General features: G+C 28.3%; 18 protein-coding genes and 1 riboswitch. Of the genes, 15 read left to right on the forward strand and 3 right to left on the reverse strand.

From position 1 onward, the window contains the following. Positions 1-14: 14 nt before the first annotated feature. The 3 genes from KGF46_RS12390 to KGF46_RS12400 all read left to right on the forward strand — a co-directional run bounded on the left by KGF46_RS12390 (position 15) and on the right by KGF46_RS12400 (position 3,298). Positions 15-1,397: a dihydrolipoyl dehydrogenase family protein gene (locus tag KGF46_RS12390; protein ID WP_227829607.1), complete on the forward strand. Its 1,383-nt coding sequence runs from the start codon at positions 15-17 to the stop codon at positions 1,395-1,397. Between the two features lie 236 nt (positions 1,398-1,633). Further along, complete coding sequence (locus KGF46_RS12395) at positions 1,634-2,347, forward strand: DUF434 domain-containing protein (protein WP_227842842.1); 714 nt, start codon at positions 1,634-1,636, stop codon at positions 2,345-2,347. Positions 2,348-2,428: 81 nt separating this feature from the next. Beyond that, complete coding sequence (locus KGF46_RS12400) at positions 2,429-3,298, forward strand: L,D-transpeptidase family protein (protein WP_227829605.1); 870 nt, start codon at positions 2,429-2,431, stop codon at positions 3,296-3,298. Between the two features lie 148 nt (positions 3,299-3,446). On the opposite strand, the gene KGF46_RS12405 is transcribed toward KGF46_RS12400, so the two are convergent. Beyond that, positions 3,447-4,592: an iron-containing alcohol dehydrogenase gene (locus KGF46_RS12405; protein ID WP_227842843.1), complete on the reverse strand. Its 1,146-nt coding sequence runs from the start codon at positions 4,590-4,592 to the stop codon at positions 3,447-3,449. Positions 4,593-4,854: 262 nt separating this feature from the next. Beyond that, positions 4,855-5,631 carry an IclR family transcriptional regulator gene (locus tag KGF46_RS12410; protein WP_227829603.1) on the reverse strand — a complete coding sequence of 259 codons (777 nt, stop codon included), beginning with the start codon at positions 5,629-5,631 and terminating at the stop codon, positions 4,855-4,857. Between the two features lie 569 nt (positions 5,632-6,200). Between KGF46_RS12410 and KGF46_RS12415 the strand changes: the two genes are divergently transcribed. The 8 genes from KGF46_RS12415 (at position 6,201) to KGF46_RS12450 (ending at position 14,758) form a co-directional block, all read left to right on the forward strand. Beyond that, on the forward strand, positions 6,201-7,175 hold the full coding sequence (locus KGF46_RS12415; protein WP_227829602.1) for a 2-keto-3-deoxygluconate permease: 975 nt from the start codon (positions 6,201-6,203) through the stop codon (positions 7,173-7,175). 77 nt (positions 7,176-7,252) lie between these two features. Next, positions 7,253-7,558 carry a UxaA family hydrolase gene (locus KGF46_RS12420; protein ID WP_227829601.1) on the forward strand — a complete coding sequence of 102 codons (306 nt, stop codon included), beginning with the start codon at positions 7,253-7,255 and terminating at the stop codon, positions 7,556-7,558. Positions 7,559-7,733: 175 nt separating this feature from the next. Further along, a complete protein-coding gene (locus KGF46_RS12425; protein WP_227829600.1) occupies positions 7,734-8,894 on the forward strand; it encodes a UxaA family hydrolase in 1,161 nt (386 codons plus the stop codon). 52 nt (positions 8,895-8,946) lie between these two features. Beyond that, positions 8,947-9,849: a fumarylacetoacetate hydrolase family protein gene (locus KGF46_RS12430; RefSeq protein ID WP_227829599.1), complete on the forward strand. Its 903-nt coding sequence runs from the start codon at positions 8,947-8,949 to the stop codon at positions 9,847-9,849. Positions 9,850-9,930: 81 nt separating this feature from the next. Then, positions 9,931-10,824 carry a dihydrodipicolinate synthase family protein gene (locus KGF46_RS12435; protein ID WP_227829598.1) on the forward strand — a complete coding sequence of 298 codons (894 nt, stop codon included), beginning with the start codon at positions 9,931-9,933 and terminating at the stop codon, positions 10,822-10,824. Between the two features lie 122 nt (positions 10,825-10,946). Beyond that, positions 10,947-11,127: riboswitch (cobalamin riboswitch) on the forward strand. Between the two features lie 202 nt (positions 11,128-11,329). Beyond that, on the forward strand, positions 11,330-12,460 hold the full coding sequence (locus tag KGF46_RS12440; protein ID WP_227829597.1) for an ABC transporter substrate-binding protein: 1,131 nt from the start codon (positions 11,330-11,332) through the stop codon (positions 12,458-12,460). 73 nt (positions 12,461-12,533) lie between these two features. Continuing rightward, entirely contained in the window at positions 12,534-13,559 is a 1,026-nt protein-coding gene (locus KGF46_RS12445) for a FecCD family ABC transporter permease (RefSeq protein ID WP_227829596.1), read from the forward strand. A 2-nt stretch (positions 13,560-13,561) separates the two neighbouring features. Next, on the forward strand, positions 13,562-14,758 hold the full coding sequence (locus KGF46_RS12450; protein ID WP_227829595.1) for an ABC transporter ATP-binding protein: 1,197 nt from the start codon (positions 13,562-13,564) through the stop codon (positions 14,756-14,758). A 173-nt stretch (positions 14,759-14,931) separates the two neighbouring features. Here the strand turns inward: KGF46_RS12450 and KGF46_RS12455 are convergent, their stop codons facing one another. Further along, positions 14,932-15,657, reverse strand: coding sequence for a pentapeptide repeat-containing protein (locus KGF46_RS12455; protein WP_227862005.1), 726 nt, complete (start codon positions 15,655-15,657; stop codon positions 14,932-14,934). A 473-nt stretch (positions 15,658-16,130) separates the two neighbouring features. On the opposite strand from KGF46_RS12455, the gene nrdE reads away from it, so the two are divergent. From nrdE to KGF46_RS12475, 4 genes are all read left to right on the forward strand, one after another. Next, positions 16,131-18,230 (forward strand): class 1b ribonucleoside-diphosphate reductase subunit alpha, encoded by a 2,100-nt coding sequence (nrdE, locus tag KGF46_RS12460; protein ID WP_227829593.1) that lies wholly within the window; start codon positions 16,131-16,133, stop codon positions 18,228-18,230. A gap of 12 nt (positions 18,231-18,242) precedes the next feature. Further along, positions 18,243-19,214, forward strand: coding sequence for a class 1b ribonucleoside-diphosphate reductase subunit beta (gene nrdF, locus KGF46_RS12465; protein WP_227829592.1), 972 nt, complete (start codon positions 18,243-18,245; stop codon positions 19,212-19,214). Positions 19,215-19,298: 84 nt separating this feature from the next. After that, positions 19,299-19,928 carry a GyrI-like domain-containing protein gene (locus KGF46_RS12470; protein ID WP_227856746.1) on the forward strand — a complete coding sequence of 210 codons (630 nt, stop codon included), beginning with the start codon at positions 19,299-19,301 and terminating at the stop codon, positions 19,926-19,928. 51 nt (positions 19,929-19,979) lie between these two features. Beyond that, complete coding sequence (locus KGF46_RS12475; protein WP_227842845.1) at positions 19,980-20,879, forward strand: helix-turn-helix transcriptional regulator; 900 nt, start codon at positions 19,980-19,982, stop codon at positions 20,877-20,879. The last annotated feature ends 50 nt before the right edge of the window (positions 20,880-20,929 follow it).

Genomic DNA, 20,929 nt, shown 5'->3' on the forward strand with positions numbered 1-20,929 from the left:
GGGTTGAAAATTATATGAAAAAAACATTTGATGCAATAATAATAGGATTTGGAAAAGGCGGAAAAACATTAGCAGGAGATTTGGCTAATAGAGGATTAAAAGTAGCTTTAGTAGAAAAATCAAATAAAATGTATGGAGGAACATGTATAAATGTAGCATGTATCCCAACTAAAAGCTTAGAAAATTCAGCAAACAATATAAGAAATATAAACTCCTGGAGTGATGCACAAATCGAATATGAAAAAGCTATAGATAAAAAAGAAATTTTAATTACAAAGCTGAGAGAAGCTAACTATAATAAGTTAAATTCAAATGATAATGTAACTATATTTACAGGAATGGGTACTTTTATTGATGAAAATACAGTAGAAGTAAAAACTGAAAATGAAGTTTATGAATTAGTATCAGATAAGATATTTATCAATACTGGCTCAAAATCATTTATACCTAATATTAAAGGTATCGAAAATAATAAAATAGTATATAATAGTGAATCTCTTATGAATTTGAGAACTCTACCTAAAAAAATGACAATTATAGGTGCTGGGTTTATAGGTTTAGAATTTGCAGGTATCTATAGTTCATTTGGAACAGAAGTCACAATATTAAATTCAAATAATGGAATTTTACCAAATGAAGATATTGAGGATTCAGAAGAAATAATAAAATTACTTGAAAAGAGAAATGTAAAAATTATAAATAATACAAAGGTAAAAGAGATTAAGGAAGTTTCTAATTTAGCTACAGTAGAATATGAGATAAATAGTGAATTAAAGGAAATAACAAGTGATATAATACTTGTAGCTACAGGTAGAAAGGCAAATACTGAAGGTTTAGGACTTGAAAATGCAGGTATAGAATTAAATGAAAGAGGATTTATTAAAGTATCAGATACCCTTAAGACTAATAAAGAACACATATGGGCTATAGGAGATATAAATGGAGGACCTCAATTTACTTATATATCACTAGATGACTATCGTATAATAATCAATCAATTATTTGGAAATAAGACTAGAACAACTAGTAATAGAAAAAATATACCAAATGCTATATTTATAAGTCCAGCATTTTCAAGAGTTGGTCTTAATGTTAAACAAGCAAAGGAAAAAGGATATGATGTATTAGTAGCAAAGATACCAGTTGATGCAATTCCAAGAGCTAAACAAATTGGAAAGACAGATGGATTTATAAAAATCGTAATAGATAAAAATTCCAATAAGATACTTGGTGCTAGCATGATATGTGAAGATTCTAGTGAGATTATACATTTAATTCAGTTAGCAGTAGATTTAGAAGTAGAATACACATATTTAAGAGACCGTGTTTATGCACATCCAACTATGACAGAGGCTCTTAATGATGTTTTATCTCCTAATATGATAAAGGAAGTATAGAATAAGTCTAATATATAAATAAAGCCTAAAATTATCATTATAAATAAATTTTAAAGAAAGGATACTATGAGAATTTACTAATAGTATCCTTTTTTTACATTATAAAGTATAAATATAGTGTGAAAGTTATTATTTTGTATTATAAGAGAGCATTAAAAGGTATAATCTAAATATTGAGTAATATAAATGAATAAGATAATATTAGCAAACTTAATATCAAGGTGGTGAAATATTCTATGAATAAAATATCTAAAAGGGGATTTGATGAGAGTGACAAACATTGGTTTTCAAGGAAAGAACTTATAAGACTTGTAAAGGCCCAAGAAGAAATAGAATGGTTAATAAATAGAGATTATAAAATAGACCCTGTTGCAACTTTTGTGGGAGATAGATATCAGTTTTCAATAAGACAAAGAGATGCACTGAAGAGAGCAGTATGTACTGATGAAAAAAATAGAATAAGACAATCAAAGATACTTTCTTTAGATAAAATAAATGAAGGAATTATATACATAGATGGTTTTAATTTGATAATAGCTCTAGAAGTAGCATTATCTGGAGGAACTCTAGTCATAGGAAGAGATGGAAATATAAGAGATTTAGCAGGTCTTAGAGGAACATATAAAATTATAGATAAAACAGAAGAAGCTTTAAACTTAATAGGAAAGTTTTTTAACAAATATAAAGCTCCAAAAATTAAATTTTACTTAGATGCACCAGTTTCTAATTCTGGAAATCTAAGGTATAAGATATTAGAACATGCCAAGGAATGGAAAATTGAAACAGAAGTAGAATTAGTAAAAAATGCAGATGTTATATTAGAAAAACTTGATAGAGTAGTTAGTAGTGATGCTGTTATAGTTGATAAATGTATAAGTTATTTTAATGTAGCTAGAAGTATAATTGAAGAATACATTAAAGATTGTAATATTGTAAATTTAAATGGATAATAACCTTTAATTATACAGAGTAAGTTTAAAAATAGAAGAACGAATACATATCGAATTTCATAAAGTATTGTAAAAAGACATATGAGAGGATGGGTATGTGTGAAGCTATTTAAAATAAACATTAAAAAGTACAGAGCACCTATATATAAATATGCTTTAGTAAATGTAAACTTGAGGTCTGCGAAATCTACAAGTTCAAGTATTATAACTGTAATACCTCAAGGTTCTAAATTAGAGGTGTTAGATGAAGAAGACGATTGGATTAAAGTAATTTATAATTTTCAAGAAGGGTATGTATACAAGGATTTAATATCAGTAAGTGAATATGCTTGGAGTAATTTAAATTTAAGAGAAGATAAGTCTACAACTTCTAATATAATTACAGTAATTCCTGAAAAGTCTAGGGTCGAAGTTCTACAGGTAGATGGTGATTGGAGTAAAGTTGTATATGATGATAAAACAGGATATGTTTTTAATTATTTCTTGTCAAATGATGGAAATAAACCTAATGAATTAGACTATAAGTATTTTTATACTGATATGACTAAATTTGTTAATGAAAATAATATTAAAAGTACTAGTGACTATCTAATTACCACAGACCTTAAAAATAAATACACTTATATTTTTAAGAAAGATAATGGTGGCTGGGGGCAATTATATAAATGGGAATGTACTATAGGTAAACCTGAAACTCCAACGATAACAGGTATTTTTTATATAAGTGGTAGAAAACCTTCTTTTGGGACTGATGAGTATTCAGTTAAGTATGCCACTCGTATTAAAGGAGGGTATTATTATCATTCTGTGTTATATAATTCAACTGGAAGTTATATAATAGATGCTAGACTTGGTGAAGCTCTTAGTCATGGATGTATAAGACTAAGTACAGAAAATGCTAAGTGGATATATGATAATATACCTGACACGACAACAGTTATAATTCATTAAAAATATTATTTATTAGTTTCAAGGAGTTTAAAATAAAATAAAATTAAAGATAAGAATTTAAATAATAAGAGAGTGTCAATAATTAAATAAAAATATTTTGAGACACTCCCTTATAAATATACATAATTAATTTATAAGTATTATTATACTAAGAGATTTTCTTAAATAATTCTATAATTTTGTCTTTATCAAAGAAAACAGGATTGGCTCCAGCACAAGCATCTTTCATAGAATTTTCAGCAAGCAACTCAAAATTAGGATTATCAACACCAACATCTTTTAAAGATTTTGGTATTCCTACCTCTTCTGAAAGAGCCTTTATTTTATCTATTACAAAATCAACACATTCTTTATCTGATTTGTCATGTATATTCATTCCAATAATTTCAGCTATTGGACGGAATTTAGAAGGTGCAGATTTAGCATTTTCTTCTTCAACTATTGGTAGTAACATAGCATTACATACTCCATGAGGTAAATCATATAAACCTCCTAATTGATGAGCCATGGCATGGACATTTCCAAGACCTGCATTACTAAATGCAATTCCATTTAAAAAACAAGCATAACACATTTGTTCTCTAGCATCTATATCATTCCCATCTTTAACAGCTCTAGGAAGATATTCAAATATCTGTTTTATAGAATATAGTGCAGTTGAATCTGTAACATCATAAGCTCCATTAGCCACTACAGCTTCTATAGCATGAGTAAGTGCATCCATACCAGTGGCTGCTGTTAAGTTAGCTGGCTTACTAATCATTAATTCTGGGTCATTTACTGTCATTGTAGCTAGTGCATTTGTATCAACCATTATCATTTTTACATGTCTATCTTCATCTGTTATAACATAATTTATTGTAACTTCAGCTGATGTACCAGCAGTAGTAGTTATTGCAACTATAGGAAGACATTTTTTGGAAGTTTTATTTACACCTTCATAATCTCTAATGTCTCCTCCATTGGTAGCTAATATAGAAATAGCTTTGCCACAATCTTGTGGAGAACCACCTCCTATAGTTATAACAAAGTCGCAATTTTCTGATTTTAGTATTTTAAGACCATTGTTAACATTAGTTACAGTTGGATTTGGTTTAACTTCATCATAAACAGCAAAGGTTACACCTATTTGAGATAACATATCTGTTACTTTTTTTACAGTACCATTTGAAGTTAGAAATTTATCGCTAACGATAAATGCTTTTTTAGTGCCTAAAGATTTAATAGAATCTTTAGCTTCACTAAGACACCCTTTTCCAAGTAAGTTTATTGGTGGTACATAATAGATACTCATAGTTAAAATCTCCTTTTTTGAATTAATTTTTATGTAAAATATACATACCTATAATAGTCTTATACTAATTCACATATTATATATTGGTTTTGAGGTTAAAATACATATTGCGAGTTTTTATATAAGAACTAAGTTCGTAATTACGATTATGATTAGAATTTAACATAGTATTTTTATCATGTCAATAAAAATATTAAAAATAAAAAAGAGCATAAAAAAACAAAGTTACTGTAATTAAGTCAGCAACTTTGTTTTTATCAATCTAATTTATTATAATATCTTCATTACGTTCTTCCATCATAGATTGAATGTTTTTTTGTGCATTTAAAAGTAATTTTTTTATCAGTTCTATTTTTTCTTCACTAGACCTAAAAAGTGGAAGTGTTACACTAACAGCGGCTCTTATACATCCATTTTTTCTTATTGGTACAGCAAGGCATTTTAGATATTCCATTGATTCTTCACATTCTGAAGCTATTTGAGTTTCACGAACTTCAAGAAGCTGGTCATATAAAATATCAAAGTCAGTAATTGATTTTTTTGTAAATCCTTTTAACCCATCTGGATATAAACTTATTAGTTTTTCCTTATCAAAATCACATAAAAGTGCTTTTCCAAGACCTGTACAATTAGCAGGTATCTTTTTACCAACATAAGAAATAAGTCTAATTGGCTCTGGAGAGTCAACTTTTCCAATATAAAGAACTTCGTTATTGTCAAGTATACCAAGTTGACAAGTTTCAGAACAAGAATTAACTATATTAGTCATTTCGTCAATTATGTAGTTAAAAATAGTTCTTTTTTCAAAAAACGAAGACCCTAATGTGTAAGAACGTATACCTATGGAATATTTAGACGTATTTTTATCAATAGTAATGTATTTTCTAGCATTAAGTGTATGAACTATAGGAAAGATACTACTTTTTGGAGCATTGATAGCATCTGCTATTTCTGTAAGAGTATATCCATTCTCAGATTCAGCTAATGCTTCTAAAATATCTAATATCCTAGCTGTTGGGCGATGATTATCTGAAGTCATAAATTTCCCCCTATCTTTGTTAATTTAAAGTGTTAGAATATGTTGATTTTAGCATAATGTATGATAATTTACAATGTAGAAATAAAATATATGACTGTATATACAAATAAGCTTTAATTGTAAATATTTGTATATGATTTTTTTTATGAAAATTTATATTGAAAACTTGAAATAATTTCCAAAATATACCTGAAGAAAGTACACTGTATTTAGCTATATAATTTAAGATAAGACAATAATAACCGTATTTTATATATAAATATCGAAATATTATGAATTTAAATTATATAAATTGTGATATATAGATGTGAATTGAGAAAAATTACTTTTTATATTTTGCATATAATGAAGATAATTGATAACTATTGATATATTATCAGATAATTTGAAAAAATTTTGACAAAAATTTATTTTTTTTATTGACTCATAATTAGGAAAATGCTATCATTAATTCAAAGATTCGTAAATAAAAACTTAGTTCTTAAATACGAACCGAAACGGCCGTTAAAATTAAAGCTAAAAAATTTAATAAGAGTAATTAAATATCATGTTTTAGGAGGAGTAACTTTATGATAATGGATTTTATTAAAAAAATTCCTGCAGGTATGATGATAGTTCCAATGTTTATAGCAGCTTTCATTAATACATTTTGCCCAGATATTGTACAAATAGGTTCATTTACAACAGCAGTATTCTCAAGTGTTGGCTCTGCAACTATAATAGGGGTTCAACTAGTATGTCTTGGAACTCAGCTTCAATTTAAAGAAATGCCAAAAGTATTAAAAAGAGGAGGCATACTTCTTGGCTCTAAATTTGCTATAGGTGCTTTAATAGGTATACTTATAGGAAAATTATTTGGAATGGATGGAGTATTAGGTCTTACAACTTTGGCAGTTATAAGTGCAGTTACAAATAGTAATGGTAGTATATATCTCTCATTAATGACTTCATATGGAGATGAAACAGATTGTGCAACTATGAGTTTACTTACTTTGAACGATGGGCCATTTTTTACATTGATAGCTCTTGGAACTTCAGGACTTGCAAATGTTCCATTAATGTCATTATTGGCTGCAATTGTGCCAATACTTGTTGGTATGATAATAGGTAATTTTGACAAAAAGATGAAAGAATTTTTAGAACCAGGATGTAATTTATTAGTACCTTTTGTAGGATTTGCACTTGGAAGTAGTATAAATCTTGCAAGTATATTAAAAGGAGGTCTATCTGGAGTATTGCTTGGATTAATATCTGTGTTTGTAGGAGGTATATTTATAGTATTCTGTGATAGATTTATAGGGAAACGTCCAGGGTATGCAGGATGGGCTGTAGCCACAACTGCAGGGAATGCAATTGCTGTTCCTGCTGCTGTTGCATTAGTTGACCCAACATGGCAGCCATATGTTGCAACAGCTACAACTCAAGTAGCAGCTGCAGTAGTTGTTACTGCGATATTAGTTCCTCTTATAACTAGCTGGTGGGCCAAGAAGCATGGATGTCCTAAATTCCCAAAACAAAAAGATGATGGGACAATAGTAGCCTGATGAATACAGATATATAATTACTAAGATGATTTTGTATATTAATAAAATTATATTATTTATAAAGGAGAACAAAGATAATGATAAATGCAGTGATAATTGATGAAAAAGATAATGTTGCAGTAGCTATTGAGGCAATATCTAAGAACAGTGAAATTAAATTTAAATTAAAAGATAAAACAATAAAGACAATAACAGCTTTAGATGATATAACTATTTATCATAAATTGGCTATAAAGGATATGGCTGAGGGAGATAAAGTTACTAAATATGGAGAACACATAGGAGAAGCTAATCAAGAAATAAAAATTGGTCAACATGTACATATTCACAATGTTAAAAGTGTTAGGGAAGATTTAGATAAACAAATTGTATCGAACATATAAAGTAACATTTATAATTCAAGCAAAGTAGTATTTAGTATTAAATGATTAAAGTATTTTGTGTTGAATGATTGAATAAGAATGATTTTAGTTAGCTAATTAGCAATAAGAATAAAATTTATAGTACAAGAAAATCACATAAAGTATGATAAAGAGACTATTTTAGGAGGAAATCAATATGAAATTTTATGGATATAAAAGACCAGATGGAAGAGTTGGTATAAGAAATCACATATTAATATTACCTACAAGTGTGTGTGCATCAGATACAACGAGAATTATAGCCTCACAAGTTCAAGGGGCTGTTACTTTTAATAATCAAAATGGATGTTCTCAAGTAAGTTCAGACCAACAATTAACTATGGATGTTATGGCTGGATACGCAGCAAATCCTAATGTATATGGTGTAATAGTTGTGTCTTTAGGTTGTGAAAATTGTCAAAATGACTTGGTAGTTGATGCAATAAAAGAGAGAACAAATAAACCAATAAAGACTCTTGTAATACAAGAAGAGCATGGAACTTTGAAAACTATAGAAAAAGCTGTTCGTTATGCTAGAGAAATGGCACAAGAAGCTTCTTTACTTAGAAAAGAAGAATTTCCAATATCTGAACTTATATTAGGGACTGAATGTGGAGGGTCTGACCCAACAAGTGGGCTAGCTGCTAATCCGCTAATAGGAGAATTAAGTGATAGACTTGTTGATTTAGGGTCTACTTCAATTTTAAGTGAAACTACTGAATTTATAGGAGCAGAACATATATTAGCTAGAAGAGCAGTAAATGAAGAGGTAAAAGAAAAAATACTACATATAGTACATAGATATGAAAATTCATTAAAATTAGTTGGAGAAGAAGTTAGAGAAGGAAATCCATCTCCTGGAAATATAGCTGGTGGACTTACAAGCTTGGAAGAAAAATCACTAGGCTGTATACACAAAGGTGGGCACAGAGTAATAAGTGAAGTATATGATTATGCAAAGCAAATTGATAAGAAGGGTCTTGTAATAATGGATACACCAGGAAATGATGCTTCATCTGTTGCGGGTATGGTTGCAGGAGGAGCTCAAGTCGTAGTATTTAGTACAGGGAGAGGGACTCCATCAGGAAATCCAATAGCTCCAGTAATAAAAATAACTGGAAATAAAATAACTTTTGCAAATATGGAAGATAATATGGATTTTGATGCTAGTCCAGTTATATATGGACCACAGACAATGGAAGAATTGACAGATGATTTATTAAATCTAGTTGTAGATGTAGCAAATGGTAAGCAATCAAAAGCAGAATCACTGGGATATACTGAAATGGCAATAGCTAGAGTGTGTAATTATGTATAAAATATAGGACTTAAAAAGGTATGCATTTAGAATTTTACTAAAGGGTGATAGTATGAAGTTTGTTAGTTTTAGTAGTATTGAAGATACATCTAAAAAGGTAGGAATTCTCTCAAAGGATGAATTGTTTATTATCGATGTCAATTCCATAAGTCTTAGTAAATTTTTTATAGATGTAATTGATTTAATTCAAAGCGTATCTCAGGATGATATTATTAAGTTAAAAAATATTATAAGTGAAGAATCATTTAATGCCTATAATGTTTTTAAAAGAGAAAAATGCACTATACATGTTCCTATAGAAAAGCCAATACATGACATTTTATGTGTAGGAGTAAACTATAAAAAACATCTTGAAGAAACTCAAACTCATTTTGATAGTAGCTTTGAAGAACCTGAGAAAACAGTCTATTTTACAAAACGTGTGACAAAGGCAATAGGTCCAGAAGACGAGATAGATGCTCATTTTGATATAAATAATCAGTTGGATTATGAGGTTGAACTTGGAGTAGTAATAGGTAAAACAGGTGTTAATATAGAAAAAGAAGATGTAGAAGATTATATCTTTGGTTACACTGTGATAAATGATATTTCTGCTAGAAAGTTGCAAAAAGAACATGTTCAATGGTTTAGGGGAAAGGGATTAGATACATTTACATCTTTAGGGCCATGTATCTTACATAAAAGTGCAATTTCTTTTCCAGTAAAACTTAATGTATATAGTAGAGTAAATAATGAAGAAAGACAAAATTCTAATACAGAGTTATTCATATCAGATATCTCAGATATAATTTCACAACTTTCAAAAGGGATGACTTTAGAGGCAGGAGATATTATAGCTACTGGAACACCTTCTGGAGTAGGGATGGGCTTTTCTCCTCCTCGATATATGAATAGTGGAGATGTAATTGAATGTGAGATTGAAAGTATTGGAATATTGAAAAATTATGTTAAGTAAATGTTTTATTATATAATTTTAAAACATGGGCTATAAACATATTAAATGAACATATCAAAATAAATTTTAGGAGTTTAAATTATGAAAGCAGAATTTTTGACACCAGTTGTTACAATATTTGATGAAGACGGAAATTTAGATAGAGAAGGAAACAAAAAAGTATATGATTACCTTATAGATGGGGGAGTAGATGGTCTAGTTATAATGGGAAGTACTGGAGAGTTCTTTAATATGTCTATGGATATGCAAAAAGAGCTTATAGATTTAGTAATTAATCATGTCGATAAGAGGGTTAAAGTGTTTATAGGTACAAGTCGTATGTGTGCAGATGAGTCTATAGAACTTTCAAATTATGCACATAATAGTGGAGCAGATGGAGTTATGATAATAAGTCCTTATTATTTCTCACTTGATGATGATAGTATTGAACTGTTTTACAGTAAGATAGCTGAAAACACAGATGCAGAAATATACCTATATAATTATCCAGATAGAACTGGTTATGATTTAAGTCCAGAACTTACATTAAAGCTTGCAAGAAAGCATAAAAACATAGTTGGATATAAAGATACAGTAACTTTAATGGGACATACTAGAGATTTAATAAATACTATGAAAACAGAGTTCCCAAATTTTAAGATATATAGTGGATATGATGAAAATTTTATACACAACTTAATGTCTGGAGGAGCAGGATGTATAGGCGGTTTATCAAATCTAATTCCAGAAGTATGTTTTAAATGGACTGAAGCTTATAATAATAAGGATATGGACAAAGTTATTGAAATTCAAAAATATATTAATAAAGCAATGGATTTTTATTCAATAACAAATCCATTTATACCAGCAATGAAGAAAGCTATGAATATTAGAGGATTAGAAATAAGTGATTATGTAACTGCTCCATTTATAAAGCCAAATGAAAATCAAGTATGTAAAATTAAAGATTTGATGGATGAATTAAATATAAACTAGGAAGATAAAGAGGGTTTTAAATTGATTTTTATAGTCATTTTAAGCCCTCTTTTTGAGTGGATATATTAAATCAACCTTGCAAAGTAATTAACAATAAACTACAATTATCTTAATGAAAAATTAAATATAAATAATACTAGGGTACTATTTTAGTTTAATAGGGAAAGTGATGTAAATTCACTACAGCCCCCGCTACTGTATACGGATACAAAATCAAATCCACTGAGATTCATAGTAATTTTGGGAAGGTTGATGGAGGAAAAGCCGTGAGTCAGGAGACCTGCCCAGTATTACATAAATACAATTTAGGGTGGAGATTGTAGTTTATAATAAAATGAGATATCAATTCATTTTTTATAAAATTGATATAGAAGCTTCTCCTTGCTAATTTAGGAGAAGTTTTTTATTTTACTAAAAAGTTATATTTATAAAATTAATTTTAGTAAAATGTCTTTTTAAAATATATGTAGCCACTCATAAAAAATAAAATAATGGAGTGAAAGTAATGAAATTTAAATCAAATGTTTTAAAGCAGTTTTTCTTAATTGTAATGGTAGTTTTTTTCGTAGGAGGTATTGTAGGTTGTAGCAAAAAAGATAACAACAATGAACAAGTTAATAGCGGTGAAAAACTAGAATTAAAATATGCAAGTGGGTTTAGTGTTGAGAATTTAGAAGATGGAATTAAAAAGGTTGTTGATGGAGATAATAGAGAACTAATTTTGATTCCTAAAAAGATAAAAATACCTGAAAAATACAAGAATGCAAATATAGTTAGGACACCTGTGGATAATGTATTGATAGCATCTACAACACAAGCTTGCTCTTTAAGGACGATAGGTGAGTTAGATAGTATAAAAGCAGTAACAACAGAAGAACAATATTGGACTATCAAAGAAATTAAAAATTTAATGAAAGATGGAAAGATACATTATGTCGGTTCAAATTTAGCACCAGACTATGAAAAAATAGTAGACTTAAATCCTGACTTGACTATAGTGAGTAGTGGTTTATCAGAAGCAGATACAAAGTTTATAGATAAGTTAGAAGAATTGGGACTTAACTATGTTGTAGATAATGAATATAAAGAACAAAATCCATTTGGAAGAATGGAGTGGACAAGCTTAATAGCTGCATTTTATGATAAAGAGGATATAGCTACTAGTGAATTAGATAAAACAGTACAAAAAATAGAAGAAGTTAGTAAAAAAATAAAAAATAAAAGTAAACCTAAAGTTGTATGGGCGTCTGTATATGAAGGTAATGCTTATATAGCACCTAAAAATTCATATGTAGATAATATGATAAACATGGCAGGTGGAATAAATGCTTGTGCCTCAATAGATTCAAATGAAGGGCGAGTAAGTATTGAGCAATTGCACGAAGTAGCAAAAGATGCAGATATATTTGTGTATTCATCAAGTTCAGATTATGCACCAAATTTAGAGTCTATAAAATCTAGTGCACCAGTGTTATCTGATTTAGATGTTGTCAAAAAAGGGAATTTATGGGTGTTTGCTCCAGATTATTATCAATCGGTGGATAGGACAGATGAATTAATAGTAGATTTGGTTGAAATGTTTCACCCAGGTACTACTGGTGAAAAAATTAAGCATTATGTAAATTATGATAAGTAATAGATAAGATTAAATTAACAAGTAAACTTTATAAATTTGAGTTAATGTAGTTTTTAATAAGAGGAGTATATAGATGGACTTTATCAATAAAAGCAGAATTAAAAATACTACTATATTTATAACCTTAATTGTAGGCATAATACTTACTTTTTTGATATGTGTAGCATTTGGTTCTGTAAAAATCGAATTTAAAGAAATAATAGATGTTGTATTAAGAGGAATAGATAGTACAGAACACTATAAAATAATCTATAATATAAGGATTCCTAGAGTTCTTGCAACTATGGTAGGAGGTGCTTGCTTAGCAGTATCTGGTATTTTACTACAGATATTTTTCAAAAACCCAATAGTTGAACCATATATCTTAGGTGTGTCTTCAGGTGCCACTTTATCAGTAGCACTGATGATTTTAGGCGGATATACATTAGGATTTGAAAGTATAAATTCAATGAGTATATTTATAGCCGCATTTGTAGGAGCTTTAATTGTAATGTCTATAGTTATTCTATTTGCCAGCAAAGTAAAAAATATAACAACGCTTTTAGTTATAGGAATTATGACTGGATATGTATGTAGTGGAATAACAAATATATTACAATCATTTGCAAATAATGAAAAATTAAAAGAATTTACTATGTGGTCTATGGGAAGTTTCTCAGGATTTACATGGGAAAAAGTAGAAATACTTATGTTAGTCGGCATATTAGGTCTTTTGATGACTATATTCATAATAAAACCTCTAAATGCTTTTTTACTAGGGGAAGAGTATGCAAAGAGTATTGGTGTAAATATAAAATTTTTTAGATTTTTGGTAGTATTTATATCTAGTATACTAGCAGCAATAGTATCAGCATTTGCAGGTCCTATAGGATTTATTGGTCTTGCAGTACCACAAATAGCAAAATTGATATTTAGAACATCGGACAATAGAGTATTGATACCAGTAGTAATTCTTTTAGGAAGTATAGTTACAGCTCTTTGTGATTTAGTATCCAGAGTAATTTTGTCGCCAATAGAATTACCAATAAGTGCAATAACTTCATTATTAGGTGCTCCAATTGTAATAATGTTATTGATGAAAAGGAAGGATAGGGCTTAGACATGTTGAGAACTAATAATTTAAGTGTTGGATATGATAAAAAAGTAGTTGTAAGTGACATAAACATAGAGGTAAAAAATGGAGAAATATTATGTCTTTTGGGAAGTAATGGTGCTGGTAAAACTACTATATTAAGGTCTTTATCTAAACTCATAACACCAATAAGAGGTGAAATATATTTAAATGATGCAGATATAAATCATATCTCCAGAAAGACATTATCTAAAAAGATGGCTTTAGTACTTACAAATAGATTATTAGGAGATTTAATGACTGTACAAGATGTAGTTAATATGGGAAGATACCCTTATACAGGATTTTTTGGAAATCTATCTAAAAAAGATTTAATAATGGTAGATGATTCATTAGAATCTGTAAATGCACTTCATTTAAAAAAAAGATATTTTGATGAACTTAGTGATGGTGAAAAACAAAAGGTATTAGTTGCAAGAGCATTAGTTCAAGAGCCAGAAATAATAATATTAGATGAACCTACAACTCATTTGGATATAAAGCATAGATTAGAACTTATGAATATACTAAAAAAACTAAGTAAGGAAAAATCAATATCAGTAATACTTTCATTACATGAAATAGATATAGCGCTAAAAAGTTGTGATAAGGTTGTTCTTGTGAAAAACAACAAAGTTATAGCGTATGGTCAGCCAGAAGATATGGTAGATGAAAATATGATAAATTCACTTTATGAATTAGAGGATAAAAATTTTAACAGTTTGTTAGGTGCAGTAGAAATTAGCAATAAATCAAAAAATGAAGTTTTTATAATTGGTGGAGGTGGTAAAGCAACACCAATCTACAGAGCTTTTACTAAAAGAGGTATAGGTATATATTCTGGCATAATACATGAAAATGATATTGATTATGAAATTGGTAGGACTATGGGCATAAAGTTGTTTACAGAAAAGCCATTTGAGTCAATAAGTGATGAAAGTTTCGATTTGGCTATTAGAAATTTAAATAATTCTAAGATTATAATAGACACAGGATTTAGCGTAGGAGAAACAAATAAAAGAAATATAGACATTATAAAAGAGGCTTTAAAATTGGATAAAAAAGTTTATTCATTTAGAACTAAAAATGAGAGTAATAAATATTATAAGCATTTGAGTGATAATATAGAATATGTAGATAAAGTTTCTAAAATAGTGGATAGTATTGATAAAAATAATTTACTGTAAATTGTAATTTATGGCATATTTAGGAATGATAAAATATATAAAAGAGTATCGTAAGTAGATTTTTAAAGTACATTTTTAAAATCTCTAGATACTCTTTTTTAGAAATTATTTATTTAGTGATACATTTTTTACTATGTATTTTAAACTGCACACTTAAATAAAAAAATAATACTTTATAGATAACCAATAGCTTCATCTCTAGTTAAAAAAAAGTGAATTCCTGTAGTTGATTCTTTCCATCTATTTTCATGAAAATCTTTAGCTACCACCATTTCTCCTACTCGATATATAAAATTTTCATCAGCATATGCACGAGCACTTTTAAAAGATTCTTTACCATCTATGCTTGTAATTGATAGTACTTTTGCTTTGTCACATCTACAAGCATTTGATGTAGCAGATACTCTTTTTGCATCACTTGGTATCAATAATTGTACCATTCTAAAATTAAAACATTTTTTATAAGCTACAAATGCACCTGTTTCAGGACAGTACAATTTAAAAAAACGAGTACTTTCATCTGATACTACTCCATCCAATGTAGCATATTCCAAATTAGAATTTTCTAAATTAGTTCCTCTAATATCTGAGTTAGATAAATCACAAAATCTAAAATTGGCACCACCTAGGTCTGCATTTTTTAATATAGAATTTTTTAATGAACAATCTGAAAAATAAGAATTCTTAAAGCTAGAGTTTTCTAAATCTGCCTTTTCTAAATTTAAATTGATTAGGTCAGACCACGAAAAGTCAATATTACTTAAACAATATCCTCTTAAATCCATATTTTCTAATCTTACTTCTTTTAAATCTGCCCTTTCTCCATCATTATTATTTTTAAGCCACAAATAATGTTTATCAAGTATTTTTTCTAATTCTTGTTTAGAAACAGTTTTCATTAAAATCACCTTCACTAATTTATTTTTATATATTTAGTAGAAAAATAGTCATATATTTAATTATATAACAATAAATAAAAAACTTCTAAATAATATATAAAATATTAAATATCTTATTGAAGATTTATTATTTCTAGTAACATATAAACATTGAGTAAATATTTTTATGGTTTTATTTAGAGAATAAAGTAAAGAAAGGAAGATAATAACTATGATTTTAACTTCTTTAAATAAAAATAATATCAATGATATAATAATAAAAGTTTAGATATAAAAAAATTTGTGTATATACTATATGTAGTATATAATAGATAAAGCACTAACTATATGTAGTGCTTTTGTTTTTGAAAAATACTTATTATGCCCTATAATTATAGGTTGTTTTTGGAATTTGAACTGATAAATATTAAAAGAAATAATAAGTAAATTAAATGAAATTATAGCACAAGATTATGTTAAAAGGACGGTAAATAATGAATTGGATAGAGCTTAACAATCAAGTGATAATTAAAAATGAACAAGGGAAATATCAATTGGAAAAGGATAAGGAAGCCCTAAGTAGTTACATAGAAGAATTTATAAATCCAAAGTTAAAGAAATTTAACAATCTAGAAGAAAGATTGAAGTATTTAATGGAGGAAGGTTATTATTTAGAAGAAGTAATACATAAATACAGCATGGATTTTATCAAAAAGATATACAAACTTATTGAGGAACATAAATTTAAGTTTCAGTCATATATGAGTGCAAATAAATTTTATCAAAATTATGCATTAAAAAGTAATGATGGAAAAGAAATATTAGAAACGTATAATGAAAAAGTATTAATTGTAGCTTTAACATTAGGAAATGGTGATGAGAGTCTAGCTTTAAACTTGGCAGACAAAATAGTAAAACAAGAATTTCAACCAGCTACACCTACATTTTTAAATGCTGGAAGAAAAAGAGCAGGAGAAATGGTATCATGTTTTTTACTATCTGTAGAAGATAGCACAGAAGGTATTTCATATGCTATATCTTCATCAAATCATTTATCAAAAATAGGTGGAGGAGTTGCACTAAACTTATCTAAGCTTAGAGCATCAGGTGAATCTATTAAAGATATAGAAGGTGCAGCTGGAGGTGTTGTTGGAGTAGCTAAAATGTTGGAACAATCATTCAGCTATTTTAATCAGATGGGAGCTAGGCAAGGTTCTGGTGCAGTTTATCTCACAGTATTTCATCCTGATTTTGAATTATTGATGGATACTAAAAAGATAAATGCTGATGAAAAAATAAGACTTGCTACATTATCGCTGGGAGCTATTATACCTGATAAATTTATGGAGTTAGCAGAAAAAAATGAAGTAGCCTATGCATTCTATCCTCATACTGTGTATAAAAAGTATGGAGTTTACCTTGATGAGATAGAAATAAGTGAGTGGTATGATAGGTTAGTTAATGATGAAGATATAAGAAAAAAAGAAATAAATCCTAGACAAATGTTGACTAAAATAGCACAAATGCAACAAGAAAGTGGATATCCATATGTAGTGTACATAGATACAGCCAATAGGGAACATACATTGAAAGAGGTTGGTATGGTAAAAATGTCTAATTTGTGTTGTGAAATATTCCAATACCAAACATCTTCAGAAATAGAAGGCTATGGTGGAGAAAATAAATGGGGTCAAGATATAAGTTGTAATCTTGGTTCTTTAAATATAGCAAATGTTATGGACAATAAAACTATAGAAAGCACAGTTGAGACATCGATAAGAGCATTGACATTTGTAGCAGATAAAACAGACATAAAGCCAGTACCGACTGTAAATAATAGCAATAGCAAATCTCATTCTATAGGATTGGGAGCTATGAATTTACATGGATACTTAATAAGAGAAAATATTTTATATACTTCAGAGGATGCTATAGAGTTTTCTAATGTATTTTTTGCAATGATTAGATATTATTCAATTAAAGCATCTATGAAAATAGCTATAGAAAAAAATCAAACTTTTGAAGGGTTTGAAAAATCAGAGTATGCTAAGGGAAGAAAAAGCAAGGTATTATCAAAATACTATGAACAATCTTATCTACCTAAGTTAGAAAAGGTAAAAGCATTATTTGAAGGTATTTATATACCAACAAAAGAAGACTGGACAAAATTATTGGATGAGGTCAAAGAAAAAGGTATATATAATGCATATTTAATGGCAGTAGCACCAACTCAAAGTATTAGTTATGTTCAAAATGCAACATCAAGTATAATGCCAATTACTGAGCCAGTAGAAGTAAGAACATATGGAGATTCAACTACGATATATCCAATGCCATTTTTAACTAATGAAAATATGTTGTATTATCAATCAGCATATAGAATGGATATGAGGAAAGTTATAGATTTAGTATCAACAGTTCAACAACATGTTGACCAGGGAATATCAACAACATTGTTTGTTACAGATGAAAAGACAACTAGAGATATAGCTAGACATTACATATATGCATATAAAAAAGGTCTGAAAAGTTTATATTACACAAGAACAAAGATGACAAGAGACACTCATGAGTGTCTAGTATGTTCAGTATAGGGAGAGAAATATATGACATTTAAATTACATAAAACACATGATGCAGTTAATTGGAATAAAGAAGAAGATGGATTCACACAGGCTTTTTGGGAACAAAATGTAAAACAATTTTGGCTTCCTGAAGAAATATCTGTTTCTAAAGATATTAAGGTATGGAATGAATTAGATGATAATGAAAAAGATTTATATAAAAAAGTATTAGGTGGACTGACATTACTGGATACAAAGCAAGGGAATAATGGGATTCCATCGATGATGAGTTTAACAGATAATCTTCAAAGAAAAGCAGTTTTATCTTTTATGGGTACTATGGAAGAAATACATGCAAAAAGTTATTCTTCTATATTTATGACTTTGCTTTCTAACTCCGAGATAGATGATTTATTTGAATGGATAGAAACAGAGCCAACATTACAACGAAAGGCTGATTTAGTTTTAGCTCAATATGAAAATACTACAAACCAAAAGAATTTATATTTATCAATGGTTACAAGTGTGTTTTTGGAGAGTTTCTTGTTTTATTCAGGATTCTTTTATCCATTGTATCTGTCTGGTCAAGGAAAAATGGTTGCTAGTGGAGAAATAATATCACTTATTCTTAGAGATGAGTCTTTACATGGTAAATATATAGGACTTCTTGCGCAAGAAATATACAATTCATTTGACAATGCTGATAAGAAAAAATTAGAAGATAAGATGTATTCTATACTTGATATTCTTATGGAAAATGAGATAGAGTATACAAATGTAATATATAAAGATAGTGGACTTGAAGAAGAGGTTGTAGATTTTTTGAAATACAATGCAAATAGAGCTTTAGAAAATTTAGGATTTGAAAGACTTTATACTGTAAATGCTATCAATCCAATTGTGTTAAATGGACTTAGTACTGAAACTAAAACACATGATTTCTTTTCAACTAAAGGTAATGGATATCAAAAAGGGGTCTATGAAGAGTTAGAAGATGAAGATTTTATAATATAATTTATTTTATAAATTGTGACACACTGTTGTCACTTTTATCATGATAATATCAATGTATAAAATAAATATACGGAGGTATTTTTTATGAAGTATGAATGGAGAAAGAAAGATAAAAAGTTATATTTACCTAATGAGAATCCTGTAATAGTTGATGTACCAGAACAGAAATTTATTATGATAAAAGGAAAAGGAAATCCAAATGATAAAGAGTTTAGTGAGGCAATTGGAGTTCTATATTCTTTAGCATATGCAATAAAAACTATGCCTAAAAAGGGTATTGTGCCAGAAGGTTACTTTGATTATACTGTTTTTCCATTAGAAGCTATATGGGATAAAACAGAAGATAGTAAATGTTCAAGTACACTTATTAAGGAAGAATTGATTTATACTATAATGATACGTCAACCAGACTTTGTTACACAAGATTTATTAAGCAAAGCAATTGAGATAGTAAAAAAGAAAAAGCCACATAATCTGATTGAAAATGTTGAATTTGGAATTATTAATGATGGACTATGTGTTCAAATGCTTCATAGAGGTTCATATGATAATGAACCAGAGAGTTTTATTATTATGAATGAATTTTGCAAGAAAAATAAACTTATAAGAAAATCTGATATACATCGTGAAATATATATAACTAATGAAAGTAAAGTATCAAATGCTGATTTGTTGAAGACTGTTTTGCGTTTTGAAGTAAAAAGAGAGATGTAAGTATATATATTGCTTTATTGTTATACTATAATAAAGTAATGAGGTGATTATATGAAAAGTAATAGATTATTTGAAATTATTTATATCCTGTTAGATAAGAAAAGAGTCACTGCAACGGAGTTAGCTGAACACTTTGAAGTATCTAGACGAACTATTTGTAGAGATATTGAAATATTGTCATCTTCTGGTATTCCAATTTATACTGACAAAGGTAGAAATGGTGGTATAGGTATTTTAGATAATTTCACTTTTGATAAATCTATTTTATCTGAGCAAGAGCAGAATGAAATTTTAGCTTCACTGGAGAGCTTAAATGCACTTAAGTATCCAAATATTGATTCTACATTGGCAAAACTTAAACCTTTATTCTGCAAATCAGATACAAGCTGGATAAGTGTTGATTTTTCTCATTGGGGTAGTGATGATAGAGAAAAAGATAAATTTGTAAAGATAAAATCTGCTATATTAGATTGTAATATTATAACTTTTGAATATATAGACACTTATGGAAAAATAAGTTTACGCTGTGTAGAGCCACTTATGATTTGGTTTAAAGAAAAATCATGGTATCTTAAAGCTTATTGTCGTAAAAAAAATGATTATAGAATTTTTAAAATTATAAGGATGAGAAATATCTGCGTCTGTGAGCAGACATTTGTGAGGAGTATACCAACAGAAGTAGGAGAAATAAAAGAAAATGAGTATAAAAATATCAATTTGGAATTGAAAATTTCTAAAGATATAGGATATAGAGTATATGATGAATTTGATATTGACAATATATCAGATGATAACAATGGAAATTTTATAGTGACTGTACAATATCCACAAAACGACTGGATTTATGGATATATACTTTCTTTTGGAAAAAATATTGAGGTACTAGAACCCATAGATGTTAGAGATAAGATTTTACAGATTATTGATGATATTAAAATAAAATATTTGTGATTACTAAAAAAAGTGAAGTATTAATTATACTTCACTTTTTTTAGTAAATT

It is taken from the genome of Clostridioides sp. ZZV14-6153, assembly GCF_020657855.1.
Classification (GTDB): Bacteria; Bacillota; Clostridia; order Peptostreptococcales; family Peptostreptococcaceae; genus Clostridioides.

Excerpts from the sequence above, each read along its gene's own strand:
- KGF46_RS12390 (WP_227829607.1), top strand. The coding sequence starts at position 15 with ATGAAAAAAACATTTGATGCAATAATAATAGGATTTGGAAAAGGCGGA.
- KGF46_RS12395 (WP_227842842.1), top strand. The coding sequence starts at position 1,634 with ATGAATAAAATATCTAAAAGGGGATTTGATGAGAGTGACAAACATTGG.
- KGF46_RS12400 (WP_227829605.1), top strand. The coding sequence starts at position 2,429 with ATGAGAGGATGGGTATGTGTGAAGCTATTTAAAATAAACATTAAAAAG.
- KGF46_RS12405 (WP_227842843.1), bottom strand. The coding sequence starts at position 4,592 with ATGAGTATCTATTATGTACCACCAATAAACTTACTTGGAAAAGGGTGT.
- KGF46_RS12410 (WP_227829603.1), bottom strand. The coding sequence starts at position 5,631 with ATGACTTCAGATAATCATCGCCCAACAGCTAGGATATTAGATATTTTA.
- KGF46_RS12415 (WP_227829602.1), top strand. The coding sequence starts at position 6,201 with ATGATAATGGATTTTATTAAAAAAATTCCTGCAGGTATGATGATAGTT.
- KGF46_RS12420 (WP_227829601.1), top strand. The coding sequence starts at position 7,253 with ATGATAAATGCAGTGATAATTGATGAAAAAGATAATGTTGCAGTAGCT.
- KGF46_RS12425 (WP_227829600.1), top strand. The coding sequence starts at position 7,734 with ATGAAATTTTATGGATATAAAAGACCAGATGGAAGAGTTGGTATAAGA.
- KGF46_RS12430 (WP_227829599.1), top strand. The coding sequence starts at position 8,947 with ATGAAGTTTGTTAGTTTTAGTAGTATTGAAGATACATCTAAAAAGGTA.
- KGF46_RS12435 (WP_227829598.1), top strand. The coding sequence starts at position 9,931 with ATGAAAGCAGAATTTTTGACACCAGTTGTTACAATATTTGATGAAGAC.
- KGF46_RS12440 (WP_227829597.1), top strand. The coding sequence starts at position 11,330 with ATGAAATTTAAATCAAATGTTTTAAAGCAGTTTTTCTTAATTGTAATG.
- KGF46_RS12445 (WP_227829596.1), top strand. The coding sequence starts at position 12,534 with ATGGACTTTATCAATAAAAGCAGAATTAAAAATACTACTATATTTATA.
- KGF46_RS12450 (WP_227829595.1), top strand. The coding sequence starts at position 13,562 with ATGTTGAGAACTAATAATTTAAGTGTTGGATATGATAAAAAAGTAGTT.
- KGF46_RS12455 (WP_227862005.1), bottom strand. The coding sequence starts at position 15,657 with ATGAAAACTGTTTCTAAACAAGAATTAGAAAAAATACTTGATAAACAT.
- nrdE (WP_227829593.1), top strand. The coding sequence starts at position 16,131 with ATGAATTGGATAGAGCTTAACAATCAAGTGATAATTAAAAATGAACAA.
- nrdF (WP_227829592.1), top strand. The coding sequence starts at position 18,243 with ATGACATTTAAATTACATAAAACACATGATGCAGTTAATTGGAATAAA.
- KGF46_RS12470 (WP_227856746.1), top strand. The coding sequence starts at position 19,299 with ATGAAGTATGAATGGAGAAAGAAAGATAAAAAGTTATATTTACCTAAT.
- KGF46_RS12475 (WP_227842845.1), top strand. The coding sequence starts at position 19,980 with ATGAAAAGTAATAGATTATTTGAAATTATTTATATCCTGTTAGATAAG.